The organism is Limimaricola litoreus, from assembly GCF_024159025.1.
Classification (GTDB): Bacteria; Pseudomonadota; Alphaproteobacteria; order Rhodobacterales; family Rhodobacteraceae; genus Limimaricola; species Limimaricola litoreus.
Genome location: NZ_JAMYXC010000044.1, coordinates 28595 through 47329 on the forward strand (window position 1 = coordinate 28595; position 18735 = coordinate 47329).

Annotated in this window: 17 protein-coding genes; 13 read left to right on the plus strand and 4 right to left on the minus strand. The window is 66.8% G+C overall.

The window, feature by feature from the left end:
- Nucleotides 1–6 precede the first annotated feature (6 nt).
- The 4 genes from mnmG to NHG85_RS03580 are packed head-to-tail and all read left to right on the plus strand — an operon-like array spanning nucleotide 7 to nucleotide 4154.
- Entirely contained in the window at nucleotides 7–1863 is a 1857-nt protein-coding gene (gene mnmG / locus NHG85_RS03565) for a tRNA uridine-5-carboxymethylaminomethyl(34) synthesis enzyme MnmG (protein ID WP_253329882.1), read from the plus strand.
- Nucleotides 1860–2489 (plus strand): 16S rRNA (guanine(527)-N(7))-methyltransferase RsmG, encoded by a 630-nt coding sequence (gene rsmG / locus NHG85_RS03570; protein ID WP_253329883.1) that lies wholly within the window; start codon nucleotides 1860–1862, stop codon nucleotides 2487–2489. Before mnmG ends, rsmG begins: the two co-directional genes overlap by 4 nt.
- Nucleotides 2482–3264, plus strand: coding sequence for a ParA family protein (locus tag NHG85_RS03575; RefSeq protein WP_253329907.1), 783 nt, complete (start codon nucleotides 2482–2484; stop codon nucleotides 3262–3264). Before rsmG ends, NHG85_RS03575 begins: the two co-directional genes overlap by 8 nt.
- An 8-nt stretch (nucleotides 3265–3272) precedes the next feature.
- Complete coding sequence (locus NHG85_RS03580) at nucleotides 3273–4154, plus strand: ParB/RepB/Spo0J family partition protein (RefSeq protein WP_253329884.1); 882 nt, start codon at nucleotides 3273–3275, stop codon at nucleotides 4152–4154.
- A gap of 7 nt (nucleotides 4155–4161) precedes the next feature.
- Here the strand turns inward: NHG85_RS03580 and hemW are convergent, their stop codons facing one another.
- The 3 genes from hemW to rph are packed head-to-tail and all read right to left on the minus strand — an operon-like array spanning nucleotide 4162 to nucleotide 6630.
- Entirely contained in the window at nucleotides 4162–5313 is a 1152-nt protein-coding gene (gene hemW / locus NHG85_RS03585) for a radical SAM family heme chaperone HemW (RefSeq protein ID WP_253329910.1), read from the minus strand.
- A gap of 4 nt (nucleotides 5314–5317) precedes the next feature.
- The gene (gene rdgB, locus NHG85_RS03590) at nucleotides 5318–5923 is read right to left on the minus strand and encodes an RdgB/HAM1 family non-canonical purine NTP pyrophosphatase (RefSeq protein WP_253329885.1); all 606 of its coding nucleotides are present in this window, start codon (nucleotides 5921–5923) and stop codon (nucleotides 5318–5320) included.
- Nucleotides 5923–6630 (minus strand): ribonuclease PH, encoded by a 708-nt coding sequence (gene rph, locus NHG85_RS03595; protein ID WP_253329886.1) that lies wholly within the window; start codon nucleotides 6628–6630, stop codon nucleotides 5923–5925. The genes rdgB and rph overlap by 1 nt, the downstream gene beginning before the upstream one ends.
- Before the next feature lie 182 nt (nucleotides 6631–6812).
- Here rph and hrcA point away from each other — a divergent pair, with 182 nt between their 5' ends.
- Together hrcA and NHG85_RS03605 are read left to right on the plus strand one after the other, a co-directional pair.
- Nucleotides 6813–7847, plus strand: a complete 1035-nt coding sequence (gene hrcA, locus NHG85_RS03600; protein WP_253329887.1) for a heat-inducible transcriptional repressor HrcA — start codon at nucleotides 6813–6815, stop codon at nucleotides 7845–7847.
- Between the two features lie 15 nt (nucleotides 7848–7862).
- Nucleotides 7863–8423, plus strand: a complete 561-nt coding sequence (locus tag NHG85_RS03605) for a nucleotide exchange factor GrpE (protein WP_253329888.1) — start codon at nucleotides 7863–7865, stop codon at nucleotides 8421–8423.
- Between the two features lie 100 nt (nucleotides 8424–8523).
- Here the strand turns inward: NHG85_RS03605 and mutS are convergent, their stop codons facing one another.
- Complete coding sequence (mutS, locus tag NHG85_RS03610; protein ID WP_253329890.1) at nucleotides 8524–11178, minus strand: DNA mismatch repair protein MutS; 2655 nt, start codon at nucleotides 11176–11178, stop codon at nucleotides 8524–8526.
- 143 nt (nucleotides 11179–11321) lie between these two features.
- Between mutS and NHG85_RS03615 the strand changes: the two genes are divergently transcribed.
- From NHG85_RS03615 to NHG85_RS03645, 7 genes are all read left to right on the plus strand, one after another.
- Nucleotides 11322–13583, plus strand: a complete 2262-nt coding sequence (locus NHG85_RS03615; RefSeq protein ID WP_253329891.1) for an NADP-dependent malic enzyme — start codon at nucleotides 11322–11324, stop codon at nucleotides 13581–13583.
- Nucleotides 13580–14449: a ribokinase gene (locus tag NHG85_RS03620; protein ID WP_253329893.1), complete on the plus strand. Its 870-nt coding sequence runs from the start codon at nucleotides 13580–13582 to the stop codon at nucleotides 14447–14449. The genes NHG85_RS03615 and NHG85_RS03620 overlap by 4 nt, the downstream gene beginning before the upstream one ends.
- 20 nt (nucleotides 14450–14469) lie before the next feature.
- A complete protein-coding gene (locus NHG85_RS03625; RefSeq protein ID WP_253329895.1) occupies nucleotides 14470–15240 on the plus strand; it encodes a sulfite exporter TauE/SafE family protein in 771 nt (256 codons plus the stop codon).
- 92 nt (nucleotides 15241–15332) lie between these two features.
- Nucleotides 15333–16121: a hypothetical protein gene (locus tag NHG85_RS03630; RefSeq protein ID WP_253329897.1), complete on the plus strand. Its 789-nt coding sequence runs from the start codon at nucleotides 15333–15335 to the stop codon at nucleotides 16119–16121.
- 8 nt (nucleotides 16122–16129) lie between these two features.
- Entirely contained in the window at nucleotides 16130–17497 is a 1368-nt protein-coding gene (locus NHG85_RS03635; protein ID WP_253329899.1) for a tetratricopeptide repeat protein, read from the plus strand.
- Entirely contained in the window at nucleotides 17494–17922 is a 429-nt protein-coding gene (locus NHG85_RS03640) for a DUF6165 family protein (RefSeq protein ID WP_253329901.1), read from the plus strand. The genes NHG85_RS03635 and NHG85_RS03640 overlap by 4 nt, the downstream gene beginning before the upstream one ends.
- A gap of 121 nt (nucleotides 17923–18043) precedes the next feature.
- Nucleotides 18044–18735 (plus strand): flagellar motor protein MotB (locus NHG85_RS03645; RefSeq protein ID WP_253329903.1); only part of this gene is annotated, 692 nt, incomplete at its 3' end.

Below are 18735 nucleotides of genomic sequence, written 5' to 3' on the forward strand. Positions count from 1 at the left end.
TTTCACGTGAAACATGGAACCTACGATATCATCGTGGTCGGTGGTGGACATGCCGGCGTCGAAGCCGCGGCCATCGCATGCCGCATGGGGGCCAAGACGGCTCTGATCACCATGAAGGCCGCGACCATCGGCGCCATGTCCTGCAACCCTGCGATTGGCGGGCTCGGCAAGGGCCATCTGGTGCGCGAGGTCGATGCGCTTGACGGTCTCATGGGCCGCGTCGCCGATGCCGCGGGGATCCAGTTTCGGCTGCTGAACCGCAAGAAGGGTCCGGCGGTCCAAGGCCCAAGGTTGCAGGCGGATCGCGAGCTCTTTCGAAATGCCATGCAGCAGGAACTTGCGCAGATCGAGCTCTTGGACATTTTGGAAGGCGAAGTCGCCGATCTGGAGATGGTGCAGGGGCGGATCTCCGGCGTGCATCTGGCCGATGGAACACGGATCGGCACTGCCGCCGTGGTTCTGACAACGGGAACCTTCCTGGGTGGCATGCTGCACTTTGGCGGGGAAACGCGGCCAGGCGGGCGCATGGGCGACGCAGCCTCCAACCGATTGGCGGAACGGATCCGGGGATTGGATCTCCCCATGGGTCGCCTGAAGACCGGCACACCCGCGCGTCTCGACGGAAAGACCATCGACTGGTCTCGGCTTGAATCCCAGCCCGGCGATGACGAGCCTGTCATGTTGTCGTTCCTGAACGACGCGCCGACAGCGGGGCAGGTCTCCTGCGGGATCACCCATACCAATCCACGCGCGCACGAAATCATTCATGCAAACCTCGAGAAATCCGCGATGCACAGCGGCAATATCTCCGGTTCCGGCCCGCGGTACTGCCCCTCAATCGAAGACAAGGTCGTGCGTTTCGCGGAAAAAGACAGCCATCAGGTCTTTCTCGAACCTGAAGGGCTGACCACGGATACGGTCTATCCCAACGGGATTTCCACCTCCTTGCCTTTGGATGTGCAGGAAAGCTTTATCCGCAGCATGGTCGGTCTGGAACAGGTCCGGATCGAACAGCCCGGTTATGCCATTGAATACGACTATGTCGACCCAAGGGCGCTCGGTTCTGGACTTGAATTGAAATCGCTGCCCGGTCTGTATCTGGCAGGCCAGATCAATGGGACCACCGGTTATGAGGAGGCAGCCGCACAAGGGTGCGTTGCCGGATCCTCTGCCGCGGCCACCGTGCTGGGCCTTCCCCGTTTGCCGTTCAGCCGGACGAGCTCCTACATTGGCGTGATGATCGATGACCTCATCACGCGTGGGGTGACCGAACCCTACCGGATGTTTACGTCGCGGGCGGAGTTCCGTCTCTCTTTGCGCGCCGATAATGCCGATCAAAGGCTCACTGCTGCAGCTCGGGAAGTGGGCTGTATCGGTGAGGCGCGTTGGGAAGCCTTCGCTCGCAAGATGGACAAGCTAGACGCGGGCCGGGCCGCTTTGTCCTCGGCGAAATTCCCGGCAGCGGAATTGGCAAGACGGGGTGCTAAGCTCAACCCGGAGCGTCAGTCGAAAACCGGCTTGGAAGCTCTGTCGCTATCGGATGTTAAATTCTCGACCTTGACCGAACTAGCACCTGATCTGGCCGAAATCGAGCCTGCAATCGGGGCGCAGATCAAGAACGAAGCCATCTACAGTGCCTATCTCAAGCGCCAGAGCCGAGATGCGGATGCCATCCGCCGCGACGAGGCGCGGAAGCTGCCGCGAGATCTGGACTACACGAGCATCTCGGGGCTCTCTGCCGAGTTGCAGGACAAGCTTCAGAAAGCGCGGCCAAGCTCGGTCGGCGAAGCCGGGCGGATCGAGGGGATGACCGCGGCCGGGTTGCTTTTGTTGATGAACGCAAGCCGCAGGCTTGCGGCATGACACTGACGCCTTCTTCGCCCCCCCTCGAAGCACCTACTGTTTCACGTGAAACAAGTGAGCGCCTGGATCACTATGTTAATCTAGTGCAGAAATGGTCGCGCTCGATCAATCTCGTCTCGAAAAACGACCTTGATCAGGTAAGGGAGCGCCACATCGAGGATTCCTTGCAGCTGGCGGCCTTTCTTCCAACGGGTGAGGCGCAGTGGATCGATATCGGTTCCGGAGGCGGGTTTCCCGGCGTCGTCATGGCCATCGTGGCAGGCGAAGCTGCGCCAGGGTGTCGGTTCGAGCTGGTCGAAAGCGACGGTCGAAAGGCCGCCTTTCTGAGGACGGTGGCTCGGGAACTGAAGCTCAACGCGGTGGTCACATGCGAACGCATCGAAAAGATGACCCCCCGCGACGCCGACATCCTGAGCGCTCGGGCCCTCGCGCCGCTCGATATGCTGTTGACCTATGCCGACAGGCATCTCGCCCCTGACGGCATATGCCTCTTCCTCAAGGGAAAAGCATTCGAGCCGGAAGTCGCGAGCGCGCAGCAGAGCTGGAATTTCGGCATGGCATCCTATGTCAGCCGTACCGATACCTCGGCCCGCCTGCTTCGCATAAGTGGCATTCAACATGTCTGAGACCTGTCGCATCATAGCCTTGGCCAACCAGAAAGGCGGCGTCGGCAAGACAACGACGGCGATCAATCTCGGCGCCGCATTGGCGAAGGCCGGAAAGCGCGTACTGCTGGTGGATATGGACCCCCAGGGCAACGCCTCGACCGGTCTCGGTCTTGCGGCGGGCGATCGTCGATCCACTAGCTACGATCTGCTGCTCGAAGACGCGCCGGCGACTGCGGGGATCCATGGGACCCAGGTCGTGGGATTGGATATCATCCCGGCCACGACGGATCTCAGCTCCGCCGACGTGGACCTCATGGCATCAAAGGGAAGAAGCCGCAGCCTGCGCAATCGTCTTGCCGAGCTTCTGCGCGATCGCCCCGATTACGACTATGTGCTGATCGATTGCCCGCCCGCGCTGAATCTTCTAACCATCAACGCCATGGTCGCCGCCGGTTCGATCATCGTGCCGCTCCAGAGCGAGTTTTTCGCGCTCGAAGGTCTTTCGCAGCTGATGCTTACGCTGCGCGAAGTGCGCGCCTCGGCCAATGAGGCGCTACGGATCGAAGGCGTCGTTCTAACCATGTACGACCGCAGGAACAATCTGTCCCAGCAGGTCGAAGCCGACGCGCGTGGCACCCTTGGCGATCTGGTGTTCCGAACCGTCATACCGCGCAACGTGCGCTTGAGCGAAGCGCCGTCTCATGCCATGCCGGTTCTCGATTACGATCCCGCCTGCGCGGGAAGCATGGCCTATCTCGAACTGGCCGCCGAAGTGATACAACGCGAGGGGTAGGGCTCGACATGGCCGAAAGACAGAAGACGCGCGGACTGGGCCGAGGGCTCTCGGCGCTCATGGCCGATGTGTCCCAGGATCAGACAGCCGCGGAAGAGGCGAGGCGTCCCGACATGATGGTTCCGATCGAAAGAATCCGGCCCAACCCCGATCAGCCGCGTCGTCACTTCGACGAAACCGCGCTCGATGAGCTGGCCGCTTCCATCCGCGAAAAAGGGGTGATCCAACCGCTTATCGTGCGCCGCGATCCGTCGCGCGAAGGTCATTTCGAGATTGTCGCGGGCGAACGCCGCTGGCGCGCCTCGCAGCTAGCAAAGCTGCACGAGCTGCCTGTCCTGATTCGGGAATACAGCGACACGGAGGTTCTCGAGGTCGCGATCATCGAGAACATCCAGCGCGCCGATCTCAATGCCATAGACGAGGCGGCGGGCTATCGGCAGCTCATGGATCGCTTCGGTCATACCCAGGAACAGCTGGCCAGCGCCTTGGGCAAGAGCCGCAGCCATATCGCGAATCTGATGCGCCTGTTGTCGCTGCCCGAAGACGTGCAGGAGATGCTGACTTCGGGCCAGCTGACGGCGGGCCATGCGCGGACGCTCGTCGGAAACGAGCAGGCCTCTAGCCTGGCCCGGCAGATCCTGCTCAAGGGAATGTCCGTCCGCGACGCGGAGTCGCTGGTGCGCAAGCCGGGCAAGGCCCCGTCTCCCCGCGCTGCGCGCAAGTCGGGCAAGGATGCCGACACGGTGCAGATCGAAAGCGACCTCTCGGCCACCTTGAAGATGTCGGTGAGCATCGACCATGATGCGCATGGCGAAGGCGGCAAGGTCACGCTGCGCTACCGCGACCTTGCCCAGCTCGACGATCTTCTGCGGCTGCTTTCGGGCAACTGAAGGCGTCTCAAGCCAGAAGTTCGCGCAAGATCCCGTTGAGAACCGGTCGGCCGGCCTGCGTCGCAAAAAGCCGGTCGTCGGAGCGTTGCAGCAGCCCAAGCTCCGACAATCCGGTCACCTTTGCATCGAACCCGGGAAGATCGCGGATCAGCTCGGACGAAAGCGCGATACCCTCGCTGAGCCGAAGCCCCATCATCAGAGCCTCTTCCCGGCATTCGAGGGGGGTCAGCAGCACACGGTCGAGTTCGCCGCCATTGCCCGTCTCCACGGCTTTCAGCCAGGCTCCGGGGGCCTTCGGGGCTTCGGTCGCCCAGCGATCGGCGTCGAAACTCAGGCGGCCATGCGCGCCTGGCCCGATGCCGAGCCAATCCCCGGCGCGCCAATAGATCAGATTGTGCCGGCTTTCGGCTCCCGGCACCGCATGGTTGGAAATTTCGTAGGTGGGAAGCCCCGCCGATGAGGCGAGGTCTTGCGTGATCTCGTACATATCCGCCGCGTGGTCCTCGTCGGGCAGGCCTCGAAGACCCCCGCGCGCCAGCCGATCGCCAAAGGCCGTGCCGTCCTCGACCGTCAGCTGATACATCGACAGATGATCGGCGCAGAGCCCCAGCGCGCGGTCCAACTCGCTGGCCCAGTCTTCCGGTGTCTGATCCTGGCGGGCATAGATCAAATCGAAGCTGACCCGCTCGAAGGCAGAGCGCGCGATATCAAAGGCTCGAAGGCCTTCATCGACACTGTGCAGGCGCCCGAGCCGTTTCAGATCGACATCGTTCAGCGCCTGCATCCCCATGGAGACGCGGTTGACCCCTGCGGTTCGGTAGCCTGCAAACCGGCCCGCCTCGATCGAGGTGGGATTGGCCTCCAGCGTCACCTCGAAATCGTTGCGCAGCCGCCAGCGCCGTTCGATCCGGTCGAGGATCTGCCCGACGATCCGCGGCTCCATAAGGCTCGGCGTCCCGCCGCCGAAAAAGACCGATCCGAGGATGCGGTCTCCCGTCTCCTCGGCCAGCCTATCGATTTCCTTCAGATAGGCAGAGGCCCAGCGGTCCTGATCGATCGACTGCGCCACATGGCTGTTGAAGTCGCAATAGGGACACTTGGCCTGGCAAAAGGGCCAATGCAGGTAGAGCCCGAACCCGCCGCGCTGCCAGTTCTGCAAGGTCTCAGCCAAAACACCCTCGAAGCTTCTCCACGGCGCGCGCCCGGTGGCTCATCGCGTTCTTCGTCTCGGCATCCATCTGTGCAAAGGTGACCTCATGCCCCTCGGGCACGAAGATCGGGTCATAGCCATGCCCTCTTGCCCCGCGCATGGGCCATATCACCTCGCCCCCGGCGTGGCCTTCAAAGATCTCCTCATGTCCGTCGGGCCAGGCCAAGACCAGCGTGCAGCAGAACCGCGCGCGATGCGGAGCCGGCGCGGCCGAAGCTTCCAGCTCGTCATGCACCCGCTTCATGGCAATGTCGAAATCGCGGCCCGCGCCGGTTTCGGCCCAATCCGCGGTATGGACCCCGGGGCGCCCGTCGAGGTCGAAGACCTCCAGCCCGCTGTCATCCGCAAGCGCGGGCAGACCGGTCGCCGCCACCGCCGCCCGCGCCTTGATACGCGCATTGCCGACAAAGGTCGTTTCGGTCTCCTCGGGCTCGGGCAGGCCATGATCGGCATTGCCCGTCACCGTGACGCCGAAGGGCGCCAGAAGCGCGCGAAACTCGTCGAGCTTGCCCGCGTTATGCGTGGCGACGACGAGCGATCTCTCGGTGAACCGGCGCATCAGGACACGGCCTCGAGCTGCTTGCGGGCCAGCTCGGCACAGCCCGCTTCGGCCAGATCGAGAAGCTGCCCCATCTGCTCGCGCGAGAAGGTCGAGCCTTCGGCCGACATCTGCACCTCGATCAGCCGCGCGCCGGACATGACGAAGTTTCCGTCGACACCCGCTTCGCTGTCTTCGGGATAGTCGAGGTCGAGCACGGGCTGCCCTGCATAGAGACCGCAGCTCACCGCCGAGACCGGATCGGCCAGTGGATCGGTCTTGACCAAGCCCGCGGTCATCAGCTTCTGCACGGCCAGTTTCATGGCGACCCAACCACCGGTGATCGCGGCGCAACGCGTCCCGCCATCGGCCTGGATCACGTCACAATCGACGGTGATCTGCCGCTCGCCCAGGGCATGGAAATCGACGCCCGCGCGCAAGGAGCGTCCGATCAGCCGCTGGATCTCCTGCGTGCGGCCCGATTGCGCCGCCTTGGCCTCGCGCCGCATCCGGCTGTTGGTCGCACGCGGCAGCATGCCGTATTCCGCCGTCACCCAGCCCTGGCCCGAGTTGCGCCGGAAGGGGGGCACGCGCTCTTCCACGGTGGCGGTGCAGATCACATGGGTGTGGCCGACGCGGATCAGGCATGAGCCTTCCGCATGACGGTTGAAGCCCGTGTCAATCTCGACGTCGCGCAGCGCGTCGTTGGTCCGGCCGGAGGGGCGCATGGTCTCATCCTTTCATGTATCGGGCTTGCGCATACGCCTTGCCCGCCCCAAATCCAAGGCCGACCCGGACCCGGGACCGGTATGGGGCCGCATTGACCTTGCCCCGGTGCCGCCCCTAATGTGCCGTGCCCCCATGAGGACCCGAGCCCGCGATGCCAGACAGATCGCCCCGAATCGAGGATATGAACGACCGCTCCCGCGAGGTGTTCCGCCGCGTGGTCGAGGGCTACCTTGAAACTGGCGCCCCCGTCGGCTCGCGCAGCCTGACCCGTCACATGTCCGAAAAGGTCTCGGCCGCGACAATCCGCAACACCATGCAGGATCTCGAACATCTGGGCCTTCTGGGCAGCCCGCATGTCAGCGCGGGCCGCATCCCGACCCAATCGGGGCTGCGGATGTTCGTCGACGGTCTGCTCGAGGTCGGCGATCTCGACGGCGACGACCGCCGCCGCATCGACCGCTCCATGGAGGAGGCCGACGGAGACGTGGCCTCGCTGCTCGACCGCGTGGGCCATGCCTTGTCGGGGATCACCCACGGCGCTTCCCTCGTGCTGACGCCCAAGCACGAGGCCCCGATCAAGCATGTCGAGTTCGTCTCGCTTTCGCCCGAACGTGCGCTGGTGGTGCTGGTCTTCGCCGATGGCCATGTCGAGAATCGCATCTTCACGCCCCCCGCCGGTCAGACGCCGTCCTCGATGCGCGAGGCGGCGAATTTCCTCAATGCCATCGCGGGCGGCCACACGTTGCGCGAACTGGCCGGCGTGATCTCGCGCGAGATCGCGGCGCGGCGGCAGGAGATCGACCGGCTCGCCGCCGATCTGGTCGAATCCGGTCTCGCCACATGGGTCAATCCCGGCGAGCAGGGTGAAAGGCTGATCGTGCGCGGTCGCGGAAACTTGCTGGGCGAGACGGCCGAAGCCGAGGATCTCGACCGGATCCGTTCACTCTTCGACGATCTCGAACGCAAGCGCGATCTGGCGCAGTTCCTCGACCTGGCCGAAGAGGGTGACGGGGTGCGCATCTTCATCGGCTCGGAGAACAAGCTTTTCTCACTTTCGGGTTCCTCTTTGGTCGTTTCTCCTTATATGAACGCCGACCGTAAGATCATCGGCGCCGTGGGCGTCATCGGCCCGACCCGTCTCAATTACGGGCGGATCGTGCCCATCGTGGACTACACAGCACAGTTGGTCGGGCGCCTCGTCTCCGACCGCTCCTGAAGGGAAAGACAGCAAATGGCAGAGCAAGACGAACCGCGCAGCCTCGACGAGCTGGCCGCAGAGGTCGACGAGAACGGCGAGGTGAGCGCCGAAGCCGCCGAGGGCTCGGACGATCTGGAGATTCTCAAGCGCGAGCGCGACGAGATCCGCGACCGCTTCATCCGCGCGCTGGCCGATGCCGAGAACACCCGCAAGCGGGCCGAGCGCGACCGGCGCGAGGCCGAGAATTACGGCGGCTCCAAGCTCGCGCGCGACCTGCTTCCGGTGCATGACAACCTGCGCCGCGCGCTTGACGCGATTGCCGAAGACCAGCGCGAGGCGCAAAAGGCGCTGATCGAGGGGATCGAGCTGACCATGCGCGAGCTGCTCAGCGTCTTTAAGAAGCACGGCATCCACCCGATCGATCCACAGGTTGGCGACAAGTTCGACCCGCAGGTGCATCAGGCGATGTTCGAGGCCCCGGTGCCGGGGACCAAGGCGGGCGAAATCATCCAGGTCGCGGCGCAGGGCTTCCTGCTGCACGACCGGCTGCTGCGCCCGGCGCAGGTCGGCGTGTCATCGTTTAAAGAAAGTTAATGAATTTCCGGAACTTCTCGGATGCTCGACCGTTCTGTCGGCAAGTTCTAGTTAAAGAGTTCGAAAGGCGCAGCCGTTCAGGCTGCGTCTTTTTTATTGCTCAGGCCGAACCTGCCGGAAGAAGCCCCCGCAGCTCGTAGATCAGCTCCAATGCCTCGCGCGGTGACAGCTCATCGGGCTGTAATTCGCGCAGCCGCTCCTCAACGGCCGAGGCTGCCGCAGGGCCCGGTTCGGAAGCAGGCGGCACGGCGGCGAAAAGTGGCAGATCGTCGATCAGCGCTTGCCGCGCGCCGCGGCCCGGCCCCTCGCGTTCGCCCTGTTCGAGCGCCTGCAGCACCACCCGCGCCCTTTCGACCACCGAGGCCGGAAGCCCCGCAAGCCGCGCCACCTGCACACCGTAACTGCGATCGGCGGTGCCGCGCCGCACCTCGTGCAAAAAGATCACCTCGCCTTGCCATTCGCGCACCGCGACCGTGGCCGTCGCCACGCCGTCGAGCTTGGCGGCAAGCTGGGTCATCTCGTGGTAGTGGGTGGCAAAGATGCCCCGGCAACGGTTGATCTCGTGCAGATGCTCCAGCACCGCCCAGGCGATCGACAGCCCGTCATAGGTCGCCGTGCCACGCCCGATCTCGTCGAGTATGACCAGCGCGCGGTCATCGGCCTGGTTGAGAATCGCCGCCGTCTCGACCATCTCGACCATGAAGGTCGACCGCCCGCGTGCCAGATCATCGCTCGCACCGACGCGGCTGAAGATCTGGCTGACGATGCCGATATGCGCCGAAGCGGCGGGCACGAAGCTGCCGATCTGCGCCAGCACGGCGATCAATGCGTTCTGCCGCAGGAAGGTCGATTTGCCCGCCATGTTCGGCCCGGTGAGAAGCCACAGCGGCGCATCACCGAGATCGCAGTCGTTGCCGACAAAGCTCTCTCCAGTCCGGCGCAGAGCCTGTTCCACCACCGGATGCCGCCCGGCCTCCACGTGAAACGCGCGGCTGTCGTCGAGCCGGGGGCGGCACCAGTCGGCCCCGCGCGCCAGATCGGCGAGACCACAGGCAAGATCGATCTTCGACAGTGCGCGCGCAAGTTGGCCCAAGGGGCCGGCGGCATCGAGAATAGAGCCTTTCAGCCTGTCGAAGACCCTTTTTTCAAGCTCCAGCGCATGACCGCCCGCGTTGAGGATGCGGGTTTCGATCTCGTTGAGCTCGACCGTGGTGAAACGCACCTGGTTCGCCGTGGTCTGGCGATGGATGAAGCGCTCCGAATGCGGCGGGGCGAGCATCTTGGCGGCATGGGTGGCCGTGGTCTCGATGAAGTAGCCCAGCACGTTGTTGTGCTTGATCTTGAGGCTCTGGATACCGGTCTCGGCAGCATACTCCGCCTGCATCCCCGCGATCACCCCGCGCCCCTCGTCGCGCAGGCGGCGCGCCTCGTCGAGTTCTTCGTCGTAGCCCGCGGCCACGAAGCTGCCATCGCGCGCCAGAAGCGGCGGCTCGGCCACCAGAGCCTGATCGAGCAGCTCGTGCAACGCCGCGTGGCCCGACAGGTCGCGCACCGCCTCGGCCAGCGGGGCGGGCAGGTCGCGCCCTTCGGTCAGCGCGCCGATGTCGTCGGCCACCTCGAGCGTCGCCCGGATCGCCGCCATGTCGCGCGGGCCGCCCCGGTCGAGGGCGAGGCGCGAGAGCGCCCGGTCGAGGTCATGCGCGCCGCGCAGACGCGCGCGCAGATCCTCGCGCAGACGGTCCTCTTCCACCAGATGCGCCACCGAGGCCTGCCGCGCGGAGATGGTGCCCAAGTTGCACGAGGGCGAGGCCACGCGCCGCTCCAGAAGCCGTGCGCCGCCTGCCGTCACGGTGCGGTCGATCGCGTGCAGGAGAGAGCCGTCGCGCCCGCCGCCCATCGCATGGGTCAGCTCCAGCGAACGGCGCGTCGCGGCGTCGATCCGCATCGCCGACATCCGCGCCTCCTGCTGCGGCGGGCGCAACAGCGGCAGCTTGCCCTTCTGGGTCAGCTCCAGATATTCGACCAGCGCTGCCATGGCGGAGATTTCCGCGCGCGAAAACGCGCCGAAGGCGTCGAGCGAGGCGACCTGCCACAGTGCCGCGAGCCGCTTCGCCCCGCCCGAGCTGTCGAAGGCACCCCGGTGCAGCGGCGTCACGGCAAGGTCGAAGCCCTCCGTGACCTCGAACAGGGCCTGTTCCATGCTGTCCTCGACGAGGAGCTCGCGCGGGGTGAGCCGCGCCAGCTCCGGGCCCAGTGCCAGCTTTTCGCAGCCCAGCACCGAAAGCGCGCCCGTGGAAATATCGACCCAAGCCAGCGCGCAATCCTCGCGCAGCTCGGAGAAGGCGGCGAGGAAGTTGTGCCGCCCCGCGTCCAGAAGGCTCTCCTCGGTCAGCGTGCCAGGGGTGACGAGGCGCACCACGTCGCGCTTCACCACCGATTTCGAGCCGCGCTTCTTGGCCTCCGCCGGGTCTTCGAGCTGCTCGGCGATGGCCACGCGAAAGCCCTTGCGGATGAGCGTGAGAAGATAGCTTTCGGCGGCGTGGACGGGCACGCCGCACATGGCGATGTCCTGCCCCATGTGCTTGCCGCGCTTGGTCAGCGCGATGTCGAGCGCCTCGGCCGCGGCAACCGCGTCGTCGAAGAACATCTCGTAGAAATCGCCCATCCGGTAGAACAGCAGCGCATCCTGATGCGCCGCCTTGATCTCCAGATACTGCGCCATCATCGGCGTCACGGTGCCGGCCTGCGTGTTCATGCGTCTCTCCCGGGGGTGCAGCGGCGCGACACTAGCTTTTGCAGGGCCCGTGCGAAACCCCGCAGCCGCGCTGACGCTAGGGCGTTGCGCCGCGCCGCAGCATCCCGCTATGCCTGTCGGTCCAAGGCAGGAGGGACGAAAGAATGGCCAAACCCCGTTTCACGCGCGAGGACGCGCTGAACTTCCACGAGGCCCCAAGCCCGGGCAAGTGGGAGGTGACGGCCACCGTCCCGATGACCACCCAGCGCGACCTGAGCCTCGCCTACAGCCCCGGCGTGGCGATCCCCTGCGAGGTGATCGCCGAGCAGCCCGAGACGGCCTATGATTACACCAACAAGGGCAATCTCGTCGCGGTGATCTCGAACGGCACCGCGGTTCTGGGCCTTGGCAACCTCGGCGCGCTGGCCTCCAAGCCGGTGATGGAGGGCAAGTCGGTGCTGTTCAAGCGCTTCGCCGATGTGAACTCGATCGACATCGAGCTTGATACCGAGGACGCTGACGCCTTCTGCGCGGCGGTGAAGCTGATGGGGCCGAGCTTCGGCGGCATCAACCTCGAGGACATCAAGGCGCCCGAGTGCTTCATCATCGAGCAGCGGCTCAAGGAAGAGATGGACATCCCCGTCTTCCATGACGACCAGCACGGCACCGCCGTCATCTGCGCGGCCGGCCTGCTCAACGCGCTGCACATCTCGGGCAAGAGGATCGAGGAGGTCCGCATCGTGCTCAATGGCGCAGGCGCGGCGGGCATCGCCTGTCTCGAACTCCTGAAGGCGATGGGCGCGCAGCACGACAACTGCATCATGTGCGACACCAAGGGCGTGATCTGGCAGGGTCGCACCGAGGGCATGAACCAGTGGAAATCGGCCCATGCGGCCAACACCTCGCTGCGCACGCTGGAGCAGGCGATGGACGGGGCCGACGTCTTCCTCGGGGTTTCGGCCAAGGGGGCGGTGACGCAGGAGATGGTCAAGAGCATGGCACCGAACCCGGTGATCTTCGCCATGGCCAACCCCGACCCGGAGATCACCCCCGAAGAGGCCCATGCGGTGCGCGAGGACGCGATCGTCGCCACGGGGCGGTCGGACTACCCCAATCAGGTCAACAACGTTCTGGGCTTTCCCTACCTGTTCCGCGGCGCGCTCGACATCCACGCCCGCGCGATCAACGACGAGATGAAAATCGCCTGCGCCGAGGCGCTGGCCGCGCTGGCGCGCGAGGAGGTGCCCGACGAGGTCGCCGTCGCCTATGGCCAGAAGCTCAGCTTCGGGCGCGATTACATCATCCCCACGCCCTTCGATCCGCGCCTCATCCACCGCATCCCGCCCGCCGTCGCCCGCGCCGGCATGCAGACCGGGGTGGCACGGCGCGAGATCGAGGACATGGAGCAGTACGAGCAGGCGCTGAAGGGCCGGATGGACCCGACCGCCAGCGTGCTGCGCGGTCTCAACGCCCGCGCGCGGGCCGCGCAGGCGACGATGATCTTCGCCGAAGGCGACGATCCGCGCGTGCTGCGCGCCGCGGTGCAGTATCAGCGTTCGGGCTTCGGCAAGGCTCTGGTGGTCGGGCGCGAGGCCGACGTGGCCGAGAAGCTCGCCGCCGAGGGCATGGCCGATGCCGCCGCCGAGCTCGAGGTGGTCAACGCCGCCAACACGCCGCATCTCGATACTTACAAGGCGTTCCTCTACCAGCGGCTGCAGCGCAAGGGGCTCGACCAGCACGACATCCACCGCCTCGCCGGGCGTGACAGGCATGTCTTTGCCGCGCTGATGCTGGCGCATGGCCATGGCGACGGCATGATCACCGGGGCCACGCGCAAATCGGCGCATGTGATGGAGCTGGTGAACCACGTCTTCGACGCGGGCCCGCATGACGGCGCGGTCGGGGTTTCGGTGGTGATGCACAACGGGCGGATCGTGCTCATCGCGGACACGCTGGTGCATGAATGGCCCGATGAGGAGGATCTCGCCGATATCGCGACGCAGGGCGCGCAGGTGGCGCGCGAGCTGGGGCTGGAGCCCAGGGTCGCCTTCGTCAGCTTCTCGACCTTCGGCTATCCGGTCTCCGAGCGCGCGACCAAGATGCATGTGGCGGCCTCGGTGCTCGATCGCCGCGGCGTCGACTTCGAATACGAGGGCGAGATGGCCGTCGACGTCGCGCTGAACCCCAAGGGGCAGGAGAACTATCCCTTCTCGCGGCTCACCGGCCCGGCCAACGTGCTGGTGGTTCCGGCGCGGCACTCGGCCTCGATCTCGGTCAAGCTGATGCAGGAGATGGCGGGGGCGACGGTGATCGGCCCGATCCTGTCGGGCGTCGACAAGCCGATCCAGATCTGCTCGACCGTCTCGACCGTGAACGACATCGTCAACATGGCCGTCATGGCTGCCTGCAAGGCGAGGCGCGCATGATCTGGAATCTGGGCTCGATCAACGCCGATCACGTCTATTCGGTGCCGCATATCCCCGCCCCGGGCGAGACGCTGGCCGCGACCGCGCTGTCCTACGGGCTGGGCGGCAAAGGGGCGAACATGTCGGTGGCGGCTGCGCGCGCGGGCGCGCGGATCGCGCATCTGGGAGCCGTGGGCGCCGATGGCGGCTGGATGGTCGAGCGGCTGGAGGGCTACGGCGTCGATTGCGCCCATGTACAGCGCCGCGAGGGGCCCTCGGGCCATGCCATCATCGCCGTGGATGCCGAGGCCGAGAACGCCATCACGCTCTTTCCCGGCGCCAATCGCGAGATCGACCTCGACGCCGTGAAACAGGCTCTGGGCAAGGCCGCACCGGGCGATCTGCTGGTCACGCAGAACGAGACCAACGGCCAGGTCGAGGCCGCGGCGCAGGCGCGGGCGCTCGGGCTGCGGGTGGTCTATGCCGCCGCCCCCTTCGAAGCCGAGGCGGTGCGCGCGGTGCTGCCGCATCTTAATCTTCTGGTGCTCAACGAGGTCGAGGCGCAGCAGCTCTCGAAGGCGCTGGGCACACCGATCGAGAGCCTGCCGGTGCCGCAGGTTGTCGTGACGCTCGGTGCGGCGGGCTGCGACTGGATCGAGACACGGACCGGCGCGCGGCATCATGTCGATGCACCGCAGGTCGAGGCGGTCGACACCACCGGCGCGGGCGACACCTTCACCGGCTACCTGCTCGCAGGGCTGTCCGAGGGGCTCGAGATGCGCGCGGCGCTGGAGCTGGCCACGCGGGCGGGCGCGCTCAAGGTCGGGCGGCACGGCGCGGCCGATGCCATCCCCACGCGCGAGGAGGTCGCGCGGGCGGCGTTCTGAGCCACGGCGCGACGCGGATCATGCAGGATTTCGTCTTCTCGGACCCTTGGGCGCTTCTGGCGGGCTGCGTCGCGGTGGTGCTGGTCGGCCTCTCCAAGGGGGGCCTGGGCGGCGCGCTGGCGCTCTTGGGCGTGCCGATCATGGCGCTGGCGATTCCGCCGGTGCAGGCGGCGGGCATCCTCTTGCCGATCCTTCTGGTGATGGATGCGATCAGCCTCTGGGCCTGGCGCGGCCAGTATCACGCGGCGACCTTGAAGCGGATGCTGCCCGGCGCGGCGATCGGCATCGGCATCGGCTGGCTGACGGCGGCGCTCGTGTCGGATGCAATGGTGCGGCTGATCGTCGGGGTGGTGGCGCTGGCCTTCTCGGCGCGCTGGCTCTTGTCGGGGCAGACCCGCCGCGCCGCGCCCCGGCCGCAGAACGCGGCCCGCGCCTCGGTCTGGGCGACGCTGGCGGGCTATACCAGCTTCGTCGCTCATGCGGGCGGCCCGCCGTTTCAGGTCTATGCGATGCCGCTGCGGCTCGATCCGAAGCTCTATACCGGCACCAGCGTGATCTTCTTCGCGGTGGTCAATGTCATCAAGGTGATCCCCTACGCCGCGCTGGGCCAGTTCGACGCCACCAACCTCTTCGCCGCCGCGGCGCTGCTGCCGCTGGCGGTGGTGGCGACGCTGTCGGGCGCCTTCGTGGTGCGAAGGATGCGGGCCGAGGTCTTCTACCCGGTGATGTATGTCATGGTAGTGCTCGTCGGTCTCAGACTGTGTTGGGACGGCCTCTCCGCGCTGTTTTAGAGCCCACCGGGCTTTGACAGCGCCGGCCGGGGCCGCGCATCCTGCGCGCACGCAGATGAGGCCCGGACGACGGGCCATCGAAAGGTCCACCCATGCAGATCTCCGTCAGCCTCGCGCCCCCCTCGGATCCCGGCTCCGAAAGCGGCCCGGTCACGGTCGGCTGGTGCCTGAGCGAGACCAAGGGCGGGCTGATCTACGCCCCGCCCGAGCGCGTCCGCTCGACCGATCTCGACCGGCGTCACGCCAAATCGGCCTCGCGCTGCCCGGCGGTGATCAATCTCGAAAGCCGCTATTTCCTGATCCGCTGCCCCTTCGACATCAACGTCGGCTTCGAGCGCGACGAGAAGGGCGCGCCGCGGCTGCGCAACCTGAGCGGCCCGGCGAGCGCGATCCGCGGCTCCAAGCTCGGCGAAAAGCTGCATATCGTTTCCGAGGCCGAATGGCGCCACAAGGGCGTGCCGACGCTGCAGCTGGCGCTGCCCTATGTCTTCCTGTGCGACGCGCCGGTCTATCTCAGCCAGGTCTCGCCCTTCATGCACTACACCCCCGACCCGCTGCCCGGCACGATCTTCGGCGGGCGCTTTCCGATCAACGTCTGGCCGCGCCCCATGATGTGGGCCTTCGAGTGGCACGAGCCCGCCCGGCCGCTGAAGATCTCGCGCGGGGATCCGCTGTTCTACGTCGGTTTCGAGACGATGCCGCAGGATCGCGGGGTGGCGATGGTCGAGGCGCAGCGCACGCCCGAGCTTCTGGAGTATCTCGATCTGATCTCGGGGGCGGTGAACTACGTGAACCAGACCTTCTCGCTGTTCGAGGCGGCCGAGGCCCGCCGCCCCGAGACGCTGGTCACCCCGGTGGCGCGCCGGCCGCGCGGACAGTGAACGCCACCGTGTTCGATCGGCGCCGGATCACCGATCTGCACCGCGCGGGCGATCTGGCGGCCGCGCGGCCGCTTTATGTCGATTGGCTGGCGGCGCGGCCCGACGACGGGTTGATGTGGACCAATTTCGGCGCGCTGCTGCGCGCGCAAGGGCTCCTCGAACAGGCGCTGCGCGCGCAGCGCCGCGCGCAGCGCCTTCTGGGCGGGACCAACGCGACCTTGCGCAACAACCTCGCCAACATCCTCACCGACCTCGGGCAGAACGAGGAAGCGATCGCGCTGCGCCGCGCCGGGCTCGAAGCCGGGCCGGACGACCCGCAGGACCGGGCGATGATCGGCCGGGCGCTGCGCGCGAGCGGCCGGGCCGAAGAGGCGGTCGAGGAGTTGCGCGCCGCCCGCGCGGCGCATCCCGATCATGTCGAGATCCGGCTGCAGCTGGCCCTGTTGCTTCTCAGCTGCGGGCGCTACGCCGAGGGCTTCGCCGAATACGCCGTGCGCTGGCAGACCGACGAGATGGGGCCGCGCCGGACCATCGCGCCGCGCTGGGCGGGCGAGCCGATCGAAGGGCGCTCGGTGCTGGTGCTGCCCGAGCAGGGCTTCGGCGACGTGGTGGCGTTCTCGCGTTTCCTGCCCCTCTTGCACCGCATGGGCGCGGGGCAGGTCATATTGCAGGCCAAGCGGCCACTGGCGCGGCTTCTGGCGCGGCTCGAGGGGGTGGACCGGGTGGTGCCGGTGGCGGCGGGGCCCGAGGTCGACCTGCAGGTCGAGATGATGGACCTGCCGACCATCGCCTTCGCGCGCGACCCTGCGGTGCCGCCGCCCGCGCGGCTCGCCGTGGCCGAGGACAGCCGCGAGAGGGCCCGCCGCCGTCTTGCGCACCATCCCCGGGGGCTGCGCGTGGGGGTGGTCTGGACCGGCTCGGAAGGCTACCGCGCCAACGCCGCGCGCTCCTTTCCGCATGAGCGGCTTCTGGAGCTGAGCGAGATTCCAGGCGTGCAGCTCTTCTCTCTCTACAAGGGCCCGGCCGCGGCGGCGTTTCACGCCGACGGCAGCGCCGCCTTCATCCCCGATCTGGGCTCCTCGGACCGCGATTTCGCCGATTGCGCGGCACTGATGCTGGAGATGGACCTGATCCTCACCTCCGATACGGCGACGGCGCATATCGCGGGCTCGCTCGGCCGCCCGGTCTGGACCCTCCTGCACCACGATGCCTTCTGGCTCTGGGGGCAAAGCGGCGCGACCACGCCGTGGTACCCTTCGATGCGGCTCTTCCGGCAGGCGCGCCCGCGCGATTGGGACGGGGTATTCGCACAGGTAAGCCGGGCGCTTTCGGCCCTCGTGGCAGCCCAGGCGTCGGGCCGCAGGCGCCAGGCATGAAGCCGATCCTCGTCCCGATCTCGCCCGGCGAGCTGATCGACAAGCTGACGATTCTCGAGATCAAATGCGCGCGGATCACCGACCCGGACAGGCGCGCCAACGTGGCGCATGAGCGGGAGCTGCTGGAGGCGGCACTGGCAGAGGCGTTGTCGGGGGCGCCGCCGGATGCGCGCATCACCGCCCTGCGCGCAGAGCTGGTCGAGATCAACACAGCGCTGTGGGAGATCGAGGACGAGATCCGCGCCCACGAGGCGCGGCGCGATTTCGCGGAAGGCTTCGTCGCGCTCGCCCGCGCGGTCTACCGCACCAACGACCGCCGCGCCGCCGTCAAGCGGCGGATCAACGCCCGGCTCGGCTCCGAGCTGGTGGAGGAGAAATCCTACGTCGATCCCGATGTGGCGCATGGCGGGGCGAACGAGGGCTGATCCCGGCTCGCGCCGATGCGGCCCGGCGGCGGCGCAAAGGCGGTCGCCCCGGTTACACCTCGGCTTAACGCCGCCGCGCTATCGCCTTTCCGGGGGCCATCGGGGCCGAAGGGGGAGCTGCATGTCCGTGCAAAACGCGCCGATCATCATCAAGCGCAAGAAGGTCATCGCCGGGGGCGGGCACCATGGCGGGGCCTGGAAGGTGGCCTATGCCGATTTCGTCACCGCCATGATGGCCTTCTTCATGCTGATGTGGCTGCTCAACGCCACCACCGAGCAGCAGCGCAAGGGGCTGGCCGATTACTTCGCGCCGACCATCGCGATCAGCCGCACCTCCGCCGGCGGCGCCGATGTGCTCGACGGCGACACGCTGCACCAGAGCGATTCGCTAAGCCAGTCGGGCACCGGCTCCAACATGGGGCTGCGCGGGGCCGTGCCGCCCGACAAAAGCCCGCCGCGCGTGCGCCCGGGCGAGGGCGCGGCGGCCGCCGAGGTGGCCGCATTGCGCGAGATCGAGGAGATGCTGCTCGGGCGCGGCGGCGAGAGCCTCGTGGCGCGCAAGGCGCTGCGCCACGTGGTGACGAAGCTGACCGACGAGGGGTTAGTGATCGAGATCTTCGCCCGGCCCGGCGCGCCGATCTTTCTGCCCGGCGACACCGTGCCACTGCCGGTCACCCGCGCGCTTCTGGGGCTGGTGGCGCAGACCGCCGGGCTGGTCGGCAACCCGGTCGCGGTATCGGCCCATCTGGCCGCGCGCCCCGTGGTGCTGGCCGACAACCCGGTCTGGCGCCTCTCCTCGGGCCGGGCCGAGGC

Coding starts and splice junctions, on each gene's coding strand:
- rph (WP_253329886.1), bottom strand. CDS start 6,630: ATGCGCCCCTCCGGCCGGACCAACGACGCGCTGCGCGACGTCGAGATT.
- NHG85_RS03640 (WP_253329901.1), top strand. CDS start 17,494: ATGAAGCCGATCCTCGTCCCGATCTCGCCCGGCGAGCTGATCGACAAG.
- NHG85_RS03630 (WP_253329897.1), top strand. CDS start 15,333: ATGCAGATCTCCGTCAGCCTCGCGCCCCCCTCGGATCCCGGCTCCGAA.
- NHG85_RS03580 (WP_253329884.1), top strand. CDS start 3,273: ATGGCCGAAAGACAGAAGACGCGCGGACTGGGCCGAGGGCTCTCGGCG.
- NHG85_RS03605 (WP_253329888.1), top strand. CDS start 7,863: ATGGCAGAGCAAGACGAACCGCGCAGCCTCGACGAGCTGGCCGCAGAG.
- hrcA (WP_253329887.1), top strand. CDS start 6,813: ATGAACGACCGCTCCCGCGAGGTGTTCCGCCGCGTGGTCGAGGGCTAC.
- NHG85_RS03625 (WP_253329895.1), top strand. CDS start 14,470: ATGCAGGATTTCGTCTTCTCGGACCCTTGGGCGCTTCTGGCGGGCTGC.
- NHG85_RS03615 (WP_253329891.1), top strand. CDS start 11,322: ATGGCCAAACCCCGTTTCACGCGCGAGGACGCGCTGAACTTCCACGAG.
- NHG85_RS03620 (WP_253329893.1), top strand. CDS start 13,580: ATGATCTGGAATCTGGGCTCGATCAACGCCGATCACGTCTATTCGGTG.
- rdgB (WP_253329885.1), bottom strand. CDS start 5,923: ATGCGCCGGTTCACCGAGAGATCGCTCGTCGTCGCCACGCATAACGCG.
- rsmG (WP_253329883.1), top strand. CDS start 1,860: ATGACACTGACGCCTTCTTCGCCCCCCCTCGAAGCACCTACTGTTTCA.
- NHG85_RS03575 (WP_253329907.1), top strand. CDS start 2,482: ATGTCTGAGACCTGTCGCATCATAGCCTTGGCCAACCAGAAAGGCGGC.
- mutS (WP_253329890.1), bottom strand. CDS start 11,178: ATGAACACGCAGGCCGGCACCGTGACGCCGATGATGGCGCAGTATCTG.